Annotated in this window: 10 protein-coding genes and 1 tRNA gene; 4 read left to right on the top strand and 7 right to left on the bottom strand. The window is 71.2% G+C overall.

What is annotated here, in order from left to right; all coding sequences use genetic code 11:
* Positions 1–129 precede the first annotated feature (129 nt).
* Entirely contained in the window at positions 130–1,755 is a 1,626-nt protein-coding gene (locus OG430_RS24195; protein ID WP_327354680.1) for a carboxylesterase/lipase family protein, read from the bottom strand.
* A gap of 285 nt (positions 1,756–2,040) precedes the next feature.
* Here OG430_RS24195 and OG430_RS24190 point away from each other — a divergent pair, with 285 nt between their 5' ends.
* Positions 2,041–3,945 carry a potassium channel family protein gene (locus tag OG430_RS24190; protein ID WP_327359203.1) on the top strand — a complete coding sequence of 635 codons (1,905 nt, stop codon included), beginning with the start codon at positions 2,041–2,043 and terminating at the stop codon, positions 3,943–3,945.
* A 118-nt stretch (positions 3,946–4,063) separates the two neighbouring features.
* Positions 4,064–4,258, top strand: a complete 195-nt coding sequence (locus tag OG430_RS24185) for a DUF1918 domain-containing protein (protein WP_327354679.1) — start codon at positions 4,064–4,066, stop codon at positions 4,256–4,258.
* Between the two features lie 109 nt (positions 4,259–4,367).
* Here OG430_RS24185 and OG430_RS24180 read toward each other — a convergent pair.
* Positions 4,368–4,441 (bottom strand) — tRNA-Gly (locus OG430_RS24180).
* Positions 4,442–4,910: 469 nt separating this feature from the next.
* Between OG430_RS24180 and dcd the strand changes: the two genes are divergently transcribed.
* Together dcd and OG430_RS24170 are read left to right on the top strand one after the other, a co-directional pair.
* Complete coding sequence (dcd, locus tag OG430_RS24175) at positions 4,911–5,486, top strand: dCTP deaminase (protein WP_327354678.1); 576 nt, start codon at positions 4,911–4,913, stop codon at positions 5,484–5,486.
* The gene (locus OG430_RS24170) at positions 5,486–5,995 is read left to right on the top strand and encodes a phosphoribosyltransferase (protein WP_327354677.1); all 510 of its coding nucleotides are present in this window, start codon (positions 5,486–5,488) and stop codon (positions 5,993–5,995) included. Before dcd ends, OG430_RS24170 begins: the two co-directional genes overlap by 1 nt.
* Before the next feature lie 89 nt (positions 5,996–6,084).
* Here the strand turns inward: OG430_RS24170 and OG430_RS24165 are convergent, their stop codons facing one another.
* From OG430_RS24165 to OG430_RS24145, 5 genes are all read right to left on the bottom strand, one after another.
* Positions 6,085–7,038, bottom strand: a complete 954-nt coding sequence (locus OG430_RS24165) for a Yip1 family protein (protein WP_327354676.1) — start codon at positions 7,036–7,038, stop codon at positions 6,085–6,087.
* A 117-nt stretch (positions 7,039–7,155) separates the two neighbouring features.
* Positions 7,156–8,502: an FG-GAP and VCBS repeat-containing protein gene (locus tag OG430_RS24160; RefSeq protein ID WP_327354675.1), complete on the bottom strand. Its 1,347-nt coding sequence runs from the start codon at positions 8,500–8,502 to the stop codon at positions 7,156–7,158.
* 71 nt (positions 8,503–8,573) lie between these two features.
* Positions 8,574–10,010 (bottom strand): FG-GAP-like repeat-containing protein, encoded by a 1,437-nt coding sequence (locus OG430_RS24155; RefSeq protein ID WP_327354674.1) that lies wholly within the window; start codon positions 10,008–10,010, stop codon positions 8,574–8,576.
* 93 nt (positions 10,011–10,103) lie between these two features.
* Positions 10,104–11,585 (bottom strand): FG-GAP and VCBS repeat-containing protein, encoded by a 1,482-nt coding sequence (locus tag OG430_RS24150; RefSeq protein ID WP_327354673.1) that lies wholly within the window; start codon positions 11,583–11,585, stop codon positions 10,104–10,106.
* 381 nt (positions 11,586–11,966) lie between these two features.
* Positions 11,967–13,439 carry an FG-GAP-like repeat-containing protein gene (locus OG430_RS24145; protein WP_327354672.1) on the bottom strand — a complete coding sequence of 491 codons (1,473 nt, stop codon included), beginning with the start codon at positions 13,437–13,439 and terminating at the stop codon, positions 11,967–11,969.
* Between the last annotated feature and the right edge of the window lie 58 nt (positions 13,440–13,497).

Genomic DNA, 13,497 nt, shown 5'->3' with positions numbered 1-13,497 from the left:
GCCGAATCGTTTTCCCGAAGGGCTTCCCGGGAGCCGTGCCGGTCGTCATGCGAGCCGTGCCGGTCGTCATGCGAGCCGTGCCGGTCGTCATGCGAGCCGTGCCGGTCGTCATACGAGCCGTGCCGGTCGTCATGCGCCGAGGGCCTTCCAGAACTCGTACCGGTGATCCTTCGCGAAGTCCACCGGGCGGATGCCGCCCGGGCCCGAGGCCAGGGACTGGACGTTGGGTGCCGTCGGCGTGGTCGGCTTCCAGTCGGCGCGGCCGGTGCGGGCGAACTCCGTCCAGATGCGGATCATGGCGTCGCTCAGCGCACGGTGCGGGCCGTCGGGCACGCTCTCGAACTCGGCCAGCTCGAAGAGGTACGGCAGCTCGGACAGGTGCCCGGCACCCGGCTCGAAGGACGGCTTCGGGTAGGCGGCGTGGTCCCGGTACCAGGGCGTGTCCGAGTCATTGAACTCGAAGCTGTACGTGGGTACTTGGGTGGCGAGCGCCCGCCCGGTCTCGACGCTGTGGCGGGCCCAGGTGCCGTCGGTCAGGGCCGCCGCGAGGGCCAGGGCGGGGGAGCCGTCGTACGCGCTCACCGGGTAGCGGGCGGCGATCGCGGGAGCCCGCTCCGGCCCGAACTCCGCCTCCAGGCCGGCCCGGTACTCGGCCTCGCTGATCTGCGCGTCCGGGTCGTTCGTCTGCTGCCGCTTGAAGAGCTCCTGGCCGTAGACCATGGCCCGTGACTCGTCGTGGTTGATGCCCTGCAGAACCGGGACCTTGTTGAACTGCCCGGTGGCGAAGGCCTCTTGGGGCTTGAGCGGCAGCAGCTTGCCGCCGTACACGGGGGCGTACTCGGGGCCCTGGCCGAAGGGGTTCACCATGTCCTTGGCGCCCGCGGTGCGCCAGTCCTTGCCCTGCCCCGCGACCTTCTCCGTGATGGCCCTGGCGGTCTGCTCGCCCTGCTTCAGCGCGTGGGCGCGGTCGAGCTTGCCGTCCTTGCCCAGGCACGGCGCGCTCTGGGTGACGACCCGGTGGAACAGTCCCGCAGACGACGGGGCGACCAGGTGGGCGCAGGTGCTGTGGCCGCCGCCGGACTCGCCGAAGAGCGTGACGTTGCCGGGGTCGCCGCCGAAGGCCGCCGCGTTGCGCTGCACCCAGCGCAGGGCGGCCTGCTGGTCGAGGAAGCCGTAGTTGCCGGACTCGCCGCGCCCCTTCTTCTCCAGGTCGGGGTGGGCGAGGTAACCCAGCGCCCCCAGGCGGTAGTTGACCGTCACGACGACCACGTCACCCTGTGCGGCGAGTCGTGCGGCCCCGTTCATGGCGCCCGAGCCGTCGGTGTGGTCGCCGCCGTGCAGGTAGACCATCACGGGGCGGGGCCCGGCCGAGGTGGTGCGCGGTGTGGTGACGTTGAGGGAGAGGCAGTCCTCGATGTCGGAGTACGGCCCGACGGGCGGGACGAACCCGGTCTGCGGGCAGGCGGCACCCGGCTCCCGGGCGTCCCGCACGCCACGCCATCCCGCGGCCGGCGCGGTCGGGGCCCAGCGGCGGTCGCCGGTGGGCGGGGCGGCGTAGGGGATGCCTTCGAAGGTGCGTACGGCATCGGTGACCGTGCCACGCACGGCTCCCTTGTCGGTGCGTACGACCTTCTGCGAATCGGTGCGCTGTCCGTCCGCCGCGACGGCGGAGCTCGTGGACCCGGCCGTGAGGGTCACGGCGGCGACGGTGGCGAGCGAGAGGGCGATGGCTGTGTGTGCGGTCCGCTTCAGCATGTAGACAACCGTATGAAGTGGGGGTGCGGGCGAGCAGCCGGGCAGCCACCGTGGTGGGGGTGGTGCTGGGTACACCTTTCATCTTCCATCAGTCCTTCATCAGTCCGTCCGGCGTTTTGAGGACACCGCCCGCAGGGCGGAAGGCGGCCGAAGTGCCCCGCCCCGCACGGCGATTGGAACCAGTGGGTGTCCTGAGACAGTCTTCGCCTTGTGACCTCCCTACCCCAGCAGTCGCCACAGTCGCCACAGCCGTCCCCGCCGCCGCCCACCGCGCGCCCGGGACACATGATCGTCTGCGGCGACGACGCCCTGGCCCAGCGCCTGGCCGGTGAACTGCGGGAGGTCTACGGCGAGTCGGTGACGCTGGTCCTGCCCCCGGCCGGCCGCATGCCGCAGCCGCCGCTCACGGGCCGGGCCCGGGCCACCGCCCTGCTCGGCCGGGTCTCGGCCGCGGTGGGCCGCGCGGCGGGCAACGGAAACGCCCACGTGAACGGAAATGGCAACGGCGGCGGGCCCACCGGGTCCGGGTCCGGGCCCGGCGACCCCGACACCCCCGCCCCGGTCCGTTTCGTGGAGGCGACCGAGGTCACCGACGACATCCTCGTCGCGGCCGGCATCGAGGAGGCGGCGGCCCTCGCCCTGGTCCACCGGGAGGACGAGACCAACATCAGGGCCGCGCTCACGGCCCGCCGCCTCAACCCCCGCCTGCGCCTCGTCATCCGCCTCTACAACCGCAAGCTCGGCCAGCACCTGGAGCAACTGCTCGACCAGACGGCCGCGTTGGCGTCCCATGGAAGCGATACGGCGGCCGCACTCGACGCGTCCACCACCGTGCTCTCGGACGCCGACACCGCCGCCCCGGCCCTCGCCGCCACCGCGGTCGCCGGGACCAGCAAGGTCGTCATGGCCGGCGGGCTGATGCTGCAGGCGGTCGAGCTGGCCCCGCCCCGCAACGGCGGGATCGCGGGCCCCGGCCTGTGCACCCTCGCCCTGCTCTCGTCGACGAGCAAGGACCCGGCGGGCACGGAGGGTTCGGAGCACAGCGGCGCCGACGGCCCCCGACTCCTGCCCGACGACGAGGCGGTCGCCGCCACCAGCCGTGGCGCCTTCGTCCTGGAGGCCGTCTCCTACTCCGGCAGCACCCGCCCACAGGGCCGCCTCACCGGCCGCGGCGCCCCGCTCGGCCAGCTCTTCTCCCGCCGCCTGCGCTGGTCCCTGGCCGGCCTCGTGGCCTGCGTACTCGGCCTGGCGATCGCCTCCGCCCTGATCACCGGCGACCACCCCCTGCACGCCGCGTACATCACACTCCTCGACCTCTTCGCCATCAACGACCCGGCGACCGGCCTCCCCCTGAGCCACCAGATCCTCCAACTCCTCTCCGGCCTTGCCGGGTTGCTCGTCCTCCCGGTCCTGATGGCCGCGGTCCTGGAAGCACTCGGCACGTTCCGCTCCGCATCCGCCCTGCGCCGCCCGCCCCGCGGCCTCTCCGGCCATGTCGTCCTGCTCGGCCTCGGCAAGATCGGCACCCGCGTGCTGGCCCGGCTGCGGGAGCTCGACATCCCCGTGGTCTGCGTGGAGGAGGACCCCGAGGCCCGCGGCATCCCGCTCGCCCGCAGCCTGCGGGTCCCGGTCGTCCTCGGCGACGTCACCGACGAGGGCGTCCTGGAAGCCGCGAAGATCAAGCGCGCCCACGCCCTGCTCGCCCTCACCAGCGTCGACACCACCAACCTCGAAGCGGCCCTGTACGCCCGCTCGGTGAAGCCCGACCTCCGGGTCGCGCTGCGGCTGTACGACGACGAGTTCGCCACCGCCGTCTACCGCACCCTGCGCGCCGCCCACCCCGGCGCCCGGACCCGCAGCCGCAGCGTCACGACGCTCGCCGCACCCGCCTTCGCCGGCGCGATGATGGGCCGGCAGATCCTGGGCGCCATCCCGGTCGAACGCAAGGTCCTGCTCTTCGCCGCGATCCCGGTCGCGGGCCACCCCCTACTCGACGGTCACACGGTCGCCGAGGCCTTCCGCCCCGGCGCCTGGCGCGTGATCGCCCTCGACACGGAGAAGGGCCTGGTCCGAGACCTCCCCGCCGCATACATCCTGGGCCCCCAGGACCGCGTCGTCCTGGTCGCCACCCGCCGAGGCCTCGCAGAACTCCTGGGCCGCCACGGCACCCGACACCGGGTGAGGCCCTAGGGCCGGGCCTGTGGTCCGGCAGCGTCGGCGAGCACACGACAAAACAACCCGAACCCTGGCCAAGCTGCTCGGCGCCGCCTACAACAGTGACAGGGCGGCGGGCGTGGGAGGGCGAGGTATGCGCGCAGAGGTCGGAGACCGCATCAGGGTCAAGACCAGAGGGGCCCAGAGCAGAGGAGGCGACATCCGGGAAGGCGAGATCACCGCAGTCGTCGGCGAATTAGGAAGACAGCTCTACGTCGTGACGTACGACGATGGGGAGGAAGCGACGGTCCTGCCTGGACCCACGGTCACCATCCTTCGCACCGAGTGACTCGAAGTGGGGAACCCGAGTCGACGGGCACGGATCTGGCCCAAGGCGCCTCATGCGGTCCGGACAACAAACAACCCCCGGCCTCAACGGCCTGGGGGTTGGGTGATCATGGAGCGAGTGACGGGAATCGAACCCGCGCTATAAGCTTGGGAAGCTCATGTTCTACCATTAAACTACACTCGCGAGACGTCGGAACGCTGCCCGGCGCATCGCGACACACACTACCTCATGGCAGGCCCCCGACGCATTCGGCTTGGGGGCCTTTGTGCTGTCCGGAGCATGGATGGGGCTGCGGGGGCGGGGAGTTGAGGCGTACGGTTGGCGACCGGAGCGGCGCCTGGAACTGCGTCCCTTTCATCCCGTAATGTGAGGTTTCGTCTTTCACTGGTAGTGGGGAAGGGATCCGAGGACTTGATGGAGCGCACCGTCGTCCGTTGTGCCGAGGGGCACGTGTTCAGCACCGCTTCGTTTCCGATGCAGAAGGCCGACCGGCTCGGTCCGGGCCGGCTCATCCGCTGCCCGCGCTGTGCCCGGTTGCGGCATGCCGTGCCGGTAGCGACCGCGCGGAACTGAGGCAGGCCGAAGGCCGAACACCTGGCGCGCGGGACCGTCCGATTGGGGCGGGCCCGCGCGCTCTGCGTATCCTCGGGGCGTGCTTCTCTCAGACAAGGACATCCGGGCCGAGATCGACGCCGGACGGGTCCGGATCGACCCGTACGACGAATCCATGGTGCAGCCCTCGAGCATCGATGTGCGGCTGGACCGCTACTTCCGGGTGTTCGAGAACCACCGCTACCCCCACATCGACCCTGCCGTCGAGCAGGCCGACCTGACGCGCACGGTGGAGCCGGAGGGCGACGAGCCCTTCATCCTGCACCCCGGCGAGTTCGTGCTGGCCTCGACGTACGAGGTCATCACGCTCCCCGACGACCTCGCGAGCCGCCTCGAGGGCAAGTCCAGCCTCGGCCGCCTCGGGCTGGTCACGCACTCCACGGCCGGGTTCATCGACCCCGGCTTCTCGGGCCACGTGACCCTGGAGCTCTCCAACCTCGCGACGCTCCCGATCAAGCTCTGGCCGGGCATGAAGATCGGCCAGCTCTGCATGTTCCGGCTGAGCTCACCCGCCGAGCACCCGTACGGCAGCGAGCGCTACGGCTCCCGCTACCAGGGCCAGCGCGGCCCGACGGCCTCGCGCTCGTTCCTCAACTTCCACCGGACCCAGGTCTGATGGCGGGCGGAGGAGGAGAGGTGCGCGAGAACCTCACGTACGAGAAGTTCGGGACGGCCGTGCGCGAGCTGGCGCAGACCATCGCGGACGACGGCTACCAGCCCGACATCATCCTGAGCATCGCGCGCGGCGGCGTCTTCGTGGCGGGCGGCCTGGCGTACGCCCTGGACTGCAAGAACATCCACCTGGTGAACGTGGAGTTCTACACGGGCGTCGGCACGACGCTCGAAATGCCGGTCATGCTGGCGCCCGTCCCGAACGCGATCGACTTCTCCAACAAGAAGGTCCTGATCGCGGACGACGTCGCCGACACCGGCAAGACGCTGAAGCTGGTCCACGACTTCTGCCTGGACGAGGTGGCCGAGGTCCGCAGCGCGGTGATCTATGAGAAGTCGCACTCCCTGGTGAAGTGCGAGTACGTGTGGAAGCGCACGGATGAGTGGATCAACTTCCCGTGGAGCGTCGAAGCGCCCGTGGTGAAGCGGGCGGGCCAGGTGCTGGACGCCTGACGGCGGATTTTCGACCTGTACGTGGAGGGGCCCGGCGGAAAATTTCCGCCGGGCCCCTCCACGTACAGGAACAGAAAGCAGCAACTGGGCTAGAACGTGCCCAGCTTGATGATCGAGAGCAGCGCGATCAGCTGGATCGCGGAGGCGCCGAGGGCCTTGGGCCAGGGCAGGTCGTGGGACTTGCTGACCATCGTCGTCAGCAGGAAGCCCGCGAGGAGCCAGGTGGCCCAGCCGAGGACCTGGACGAGCGAGTTGTCGCCGCCGAGGAACATCGCGAAGACCAGGCGCGGCGCGTCCGTGAGGGACGCGATCAGCATGGAGAGGCCGACCGTCGGCTGCCAGGCGCCGTCGCCGCCCATCTGGCGGGCCAGGGTGTGGGTGACCACGCCGAGCACGAGCATGCTGATGGTGATCGCGACGCCCGTGGTCAGGACGATCGGGATGCTCGTGGAGAGTGTGGCGTTGATCGCGTCCTCGCGGGCGCCGTCGAAGCCGAAGACCGCGAGTGCGCCGTAGAGGAACGTGATGATCAGGGCCGGGCCCCAGAGCGTGTAGTCGCGCATCTGGAGGAAGGTCGGGCCGGGGCGGCTGAAGATCCCGCTGATCAGCTGCTTCCAGTGCAGCCGGGGCCCGATCGGACCGGCCGGCGCGGCGCCCGCCTGGTAGGTCTGGCCCTGGTTGTACGGGTCCTCGCCGATGGAGAAGGCCTGGGTGTGACCGGGGTTGTTGTTCGGGGCGTACGGGTCGTTCGGCGGGTAGCCCCCGCCGTGGCCGCCCTGGTGACCCTGATCGAAGTACTCGGGCTCACCGTGCCCGCCATGACCGCCGTGCCCGCCATGACCGCCGTGTCCACCATGCCCGCCGGCCTGGGGCCACTGCTGCTGCGGGTAGCCCTGGCCACCGCCCTGCCCTGGGTACGGGGGCGCGGGAGGCCCGCCGTACGGCGCCGGTCCCTGGCCGCCGTACGGCTGCTGCGGTTGTTGTTGGGGGCGGGGCCCCGTCGAGCGGTTGTCCCGGCCGCGTCCGATCCTGAATCCAGCCACGCATTCGAACGTACCTGGTTCGGCTGTGCCCGGTGGACGGGTGGGCGATTTGGCGGGGGTTTGCGGCTGAGCTGTGACAACCCCTAGGGGGTGCTCCCTACTGCCCCGTACGGGCACCTACTGGAGGAACCCGCCCACCAGTTCGGTGTCCACCGCGGTCGCCCCGGCCGTCGTGATGCCAGACGACGAGCCCGACAGGCGCAGTGAGCCGACGGTGCCGGTGACGTACAGGTCGGCGAATCCGTCGCGGTCGGTGTCGCGGAGGCGGACGGTCGCGCCGAAGTAGTCGTCCATGTCCAGGGCGCCGGGGATGCCGGGGCTGTTGCGGGCGAACCACTGGGAGGCGGTGCCGGTCACGCCGCCGGAGCCGCCGCGCAGGATGTGCACGCCACCCGCGTAGTCGCTGCCGTCGACGGCCTCGCCGTACGCGCCGACCGCGAGGTCGGGGTAGCCGTCGCCGTTGGTGTCCCCGGCGGAGAGGTCGGCGCCGAAGTTGTCCTCGGCCTCGGGCGTGCCCGCGACGCCGGACGAGGCCTGGGTGAGGCGGGTGCTGGTGCCGGGGCCGGTGGAGCCGCCGCGCCAGATGCTCACGGCGCCCTTGTGCTTCGCGTCGGCCCCGTTGCCGATCGCGATGTCGCCGTATCCGTCCTTGTCGAAGTCGGCGACCAGGCCGTCTCCGCCCTCGGTGGCGGACTTGTTGACGCGCAGCGTCTTGCCGGAGGTGAGCGTGGAGCCGCCCTTGATGAACCAGGCGTCGGCGGCCCGCACTCCGGGTGAGACGACCTCCCCGATGATGACCAGATCGGTCGCCGAGTCCTTCGTCACCTTGCCCGCGATCAGCGCCTCGGCGTTGAAGGAGGTCTTGTCGAGCGTGGTGACCGAGCCGGTCGTGCCGGAGCGGGTCAGGGTGCCCCGGTAGACGTACGCCTTGGACGCGCTTACGGCGGCCAGGTCCGGCTTGCCGTCACCGTTGAAGTCGCCGGTGGCCAGGTCCTGGCCGAAGTGCCCGAACGATTGCTTGGCGCCCTTGTTGGGCACGGACGTACCGCCGGACAGGCCGGAGGCCGAGCCCCACAGGATGGTGACCGCGCCCTGGTCCTCGCGGCCGTCGACGTCTTCGCCGAGCGCTGCCACCGCGAGGTCGCCGTACCCGTCCCGGTCGAAGTCGGCGGCGGCCCTGACCTCGCCGAACATGTCGTCGGTCTCGTCGGCGCCGGGGACGCCGGGGCTGCCCTGGTCGATCAACTGGGTTGCCGTCCCGGGCCCGTTGGCGGTGCCGAAGGTGACCCGGAGCCCGCCGCCCGCGGATCCGCCCCACCAGGTGTGGACGTAGTCCCGGTAGCCGTCGCCGTTGAAGTCGTCCGCGTGCTTGGCGGGGGCCGCGGAGGCCGGGGCCGTCCCGGAGAGCGGGACCAGGCCCGCGGTGAGGAGTGCGGCGATGGCTGTGCGGGTTCTCATGCGCATGGGGAAGTCCTGAAGGTGGGGGCGGGGAAGGGCCCGTGCCGAGTGGTTGGCCGAGCCCTTCGGTCGGAAGGTCAGCCGGTGAGGCCGGAGCCGAACGCGCCGTACTTCGTGGGCAGGTTGAAGGCGCTCGGGCCGAAGCTCTTGGCGCCGGTGGTGCTGACGCCCGTGGTCGTCGAGCGCAGGGCCCAGACGGCTCCGGCGCCCTCGTTCTCGAAGCCGGCCGCCGTGGTGAGGTCGGCGCGGCCGTCCTTCGTCACGTCGGAGAGCAGCACGTCGGAACCGAAGTAGTCCATCGACTCAGCGGCCCCGGGGACCCCGGCGGTGGACTGGTTGAGGGAGAGCGCACCGGTCCGCGCGACGCCTTCGGCCGAGCCGCGCATCACGATGACGGAGCCGGTGTCCTCGGCCGTGCCGATGTCCTCGAAGACGACACCGATGGCGAGCTCCGCGTAGCCGTCCTTGTCGGTGTCGGCGATGGACACGGCGTTTCCGAATCCGTCGCCCTTCTCGTCCGTGCCGGGGACGCCGTTGCTGTCCTGGGTGAGCGTGGCCATGGGGATGTCGCCGTTGATCGGGCCGCCCTGCGAGCCGCGGATCACGACGACCCTGCCGCCGAGGGTGCCGGTGTGGTCGTCCTCCTTGGCGAATACGTTGCCGATGGCGATCTCGTCGTAGCCGTCGCCGTCGATGTCGCCGAGGGCGAGTGAGGTGCCGCCGTTCAGCGGGCGGGGCACGGCGGTCTCCAGGCCGGACGAGGTGCCGAGGAAGGCGACTCCCTTCGACCAGTCCTCGAAGTCCTGGGTGGAGGTGCGATAGGTGAGGACGAGGTCGGCCTTCTTGTCGCCGTTGGTGTCGCCGGCCGCGATGGCGTCGATGCCGTACTTCACCTCGTCGGGCATGACGACCTTCTGGGCGGCGCCGGTGGAGCCGGACTTGGTGAAGCCGCCCTTGACGACGTAGGCGTGCCCTTCGGAGGTACCGGCGGCCAGGTCGGGCTTGCCGTCCCCGTCGAAGTCGCCCGCGGCAAGCACCCGGCCGAACTCGCTGTGCTGCGAAGTCGCCGGGTCCTTGACCGTCGTACCGCCCGAGAGCCCGGCAGCGCCGCCCCACACGATGGTGACGCTGCCCGCGTTGTCCTCCGTGCCGATGGCCTCACCGGAGGCGCCGACGGCTAGGTCCGCGTACTTGTCGCCGTTGAAGTCGGCCACGGCGAGGGCATCGCCGAAGACGTCCTCGGCCTCCGGGGTGCCGGGTATCCCCGCCGAACTCTGGTTGATCACGGTGCGCTTGGCCGGGTCCAGGCCCGTCGCACCGCCGTAGACGACGGCGACGTATCCCGCCATGCCCTTGCCGGCGACATTGGCGTAGGGCGCGGCGAAGGCCACATCGCGGTAGCCGTCCCCGTTGAAGTCCCCCTGCAGCCCCGAAGGAGCCGCCGAAGCGGGCGAGGTGAGGGACAGCAGGCCGCCCGACAGGGCAGCGGTGAGCAGCAGGGCGCGCTTGCGCAAAGGGAACTCCGGGGTGAGGAAAAGGTGCCGGGCCCAGCTCCCCGGGGGTGCGGAGCGGGGCCCGGCCGTTCATGGGCGGTGGGTGGGGTCGGGTCAGTCCGTGAAGTTGACGCCGAACTGCGGGGTGCCCGTCGTCGAGATGCCGACTGCCGACGGGTAGAGGCCGCCGGGCGCGGTCAGGGTGTCGTCGGCGTTGGACTTCAGGGCGTAGACCGCGCCGTTGTACTCGTTCTCGCCCGACGCGCCGATCAGGAGGTCGTCGCGGCCGTCCTTGTCCAGGTCGTCGAGGTGGACGTCGGAGCCGAACTGGTCCAGCTTCTCGTTGGAGTTGGGGACGCCCGCGGTGTTCTGGTCGAGGAACTTCGCGCCGGCCGTCGTGATGCCGGAGCCGTCCGCGGCGCCGTACAGGACGGTGACCGAACCCGCGTCCGCGACACCGGCGAGGTTCTCGCCCGGCGCGCCGACGACCAGGTCGAGGTTGCCGTCGCCGTTGACGTCGCCGAGCTCCAGCTCCTGGCCGAAGCCGTCGCCGGTCTCGCCGCCGCCGGGGACGCCCTCCGAGTCCTGCGTGATGGCCTGGTGGGCGCCGTACGGGCCGTTGGCGTTGCCCTTCACGACGTGCACGGTGCCGCCGAGGTTGGCGCCGGCGATGCCCTCGTCCCAGACCATGCCGATGACGATGTCGCCGTAGCCGTCGTTGTCGGTGTCGCCGACGTCGGTGATGTGGCCGCCGGGCAGGCGCTGCACACCGGTCAGGGTGACGCCCGCGTCGCTGCCGGGCAGCCAGTAGTTGCTGTTCTCGCCGTCCGGGGTGGTGGAGAAGCCGTCGACGATCAGGTCGTCCTTGCCGTCGCCGTTGACGTCGCCCGAGTGCAGGTTGAGCGGGCCCTCGTACTCGTAGTTGGTGATCGGCGGGGTCACCGTGTAGCGGTGGCCGTAGCTGCCGTTGCGCTGGATGCCGTCGTCGAAGAGGTCGATCGTGGCGGCGCCCGAGCGGGAGCCGACGGCCAGGTCGTCCTTGCCGTCGCCGTCGAAGTCGCCGGCCTCGACCGGGCCGCCCCAGAGGTCGTGCTTGGTGGGACGCGGGTCCTTGAGGGTGGTGCCGCCCTTCAGGCCGCCGGCGGAGCCCCACAGGATGGTGACGGAGCCGCCGTCCTTGTCGGTGCCGACGTCCTCGCCGGGGGTGCCGACCGCGAGGTCGTCGAAGCCGTCGTCGTCGAAGTCGCCGTACGCGGAGTCGTAACCGAAGTTGTCGATGGCCTCGGCCGTGCCGGGCACACCGGCGCTGTTCTGGCTGAAGGTGACCTTGTGGGTGCTGGTGGCACCGCCGTAGATCGCGGTGATCGCACCCGCGCCCTTCTGGCCGTTCACGTACGCGGTGGGGGCCGAGACGGCCGCGTCGGTGAAGCCGTCGCCGTTGAAGTCGGCGCCGTCCGTGTCGGGGGCCTCGGCGGCGACGGCGCTGCTCGCGGCCGCGCTGACCAGTCCGCCGGTGAGGGCGGCAGCGGCGGCCGTGGCAGCGGCCAGCCGTATCCGGCTCGGGGACGGTGCCGGGATGCGCTTGTGCTTCGCCATGTGGGATCTCCTGCGGCATACGGGCGGACACCTGGCGGGCATCCGAAGTCGATGGGTGCCTGTTGCCCGTGTTTACCTGGAGTTGTCCTAGGGGCCACTGGGCAGTTGGCGATCAGGAGACCCTCGATGGGGGTCGAGGGTTGTATGGGGTTGCGGAGAATTTTTGCGGGAGGTGTGAAGCCGCGGTGACCGTGTCCCGGTTCGTCAATTGCCGGATAGGGATGGTCAGTTTGTTCCGGTTGAGGCCTGTGCCTGATATGCGCGTACGCCCATGCCCGTACGCCCATGCCCGTACGCCCACATGCTTGCGGCGCGGCCCTTGCGATCCCGCAACGGCCGCGCCGCGTAGAGCAGCGCCGCAGACAGCAGCAAGGACCGGGCTCAGTGCCCGAGCACCTGCCCGTAATTCATCGCTCCGCGCAGCCCGAACAGCCGCGGCGTCAGTGCCTTGGAGCCCGTCCCGGCGCCGTTCGGCAGGGTCCAGACACCTCCCGTGCTGAGGGTCTCCTCCCACTCCTGGCTGTTCTCGTCGTCGGCGCCGACCGTGATGTCCCCGTCACCGTCGCCGTCGTAGTCCGCGACGGCCACAGCCGAGCCGAACGAGTCGAGGGTCTCCGCCGTCCCCGGGACCCCGGTGGAGTTCTGGTGCCAGGCCACCGACTTGGCGGCCCCCGAGGCGTCGAGCACGCCGTCCGGGCCCGAGGTCAGCACGGTCGCCGAACCCGCCCACCGCGCCGTGCCGATCGCCTCGCCGGGCGCTCCGACCACCAGGTCGTCCCTGCCGTCCCCGGTGAGCTCGCCCGCGGCCAGCTTGACCCCGAAGGCGTCGCCGTCCTCGGCCGTACCCGCGACGCCCGGGGTGTCCTGGCTGAAGGTGTGGCTGCGGGTGCCGAAGCCGTCGGCGCCCCCGCCTCCGTAGACGACCCGCACCTTGCCGCCCTTGGCCGGTGCGTCGGGGCCGCAGTCGCCCTCGACGCGATCGCCGGACATGTCCGTGCAGTATCCGAGCGCCAGGTCGTCCACGCCGTTGCCGTCGAAGTCGCCCACGGCCATGGAGGTGCCGATGGCCGGGTGCTTCCAGTACTCCTGCAGGGCCGAGCCGTTCCAGCGCCACAGGGCAGTGCGGTCGGGTTGGTCGAGGACGTCCGACGCGGTCACCAGGTCGGTGTTGCCGTCCCCGTCGAAGTCGCCCGCCGCCAGCTTGACCGTCATGCCGGTCTCGAGCAGCTGCGTCAGCGGCTTGTCCTCGGTGAGGGGGCCGGGCCGCAGCGAGATCTTGCCGAACTCCCCCTGGGTCGCGCCCACCGCCACGTCGACGGCGCCGTCCCGGGTGAAGTCGCCCACGGCGAGCGAGGCTCCGGTGCCGCTGCCCGCGGGTCCCTGGGCGATCGTCTTGCCCCGCCCGAGGTAGCCGCCCGCTCGCCCGCCGCCGTACAGGACGACCACCGAGCCGTGGTGCTTGCCCGCGGTGCCGTCGCCGACCGTCTCGCCCGGAGCCCCGACGACCACGTCGGTCAGGCCGTCGCCGTCCACGTCGGCCGTCGCGACGGTGCTGCCGAACTGGTCGCCCGCCTCACTGTTCCCGGGGACGCCCAGGCTCTCCTGGGTGTACTTGACGTAACTGGTGCCGAGCCCGCTCTCGCTCCCGTAGAGCACGTGGATGAACCCCGCGGACTTCTTCCCGTCGACGTACCCGGCACCCACCCCGACCACGGCGTCCGCGTACCCGTCCCCGTTGAAGTCGGGCCCCTGGACGGTCGCCGCCGACGCGGCGCCCGCCGTCGTGGCGAGCCCGGCCGCCGCGAGCGCGGTGGCGGCGCCGAGCAGGGCGGCCGAGAGTCTCTTTCTGCGCACAAGTTCTCCAAATCGCCTGGATGGAAAGGGAGTTCATGTGGGGGGGGAGGTGGGTCCG

The organism is Streptomyces sp. NBC_01304, from assembly GCF_035975855.1.
Lineage (GTDB): Bacteria > Actinomycetota > Actinomycetes > Streptomycetales > Streptomycetaceae > Streptomyces.
This window is presented reverse-complemented; position numbering and strand designations above follow the sequence as displayed.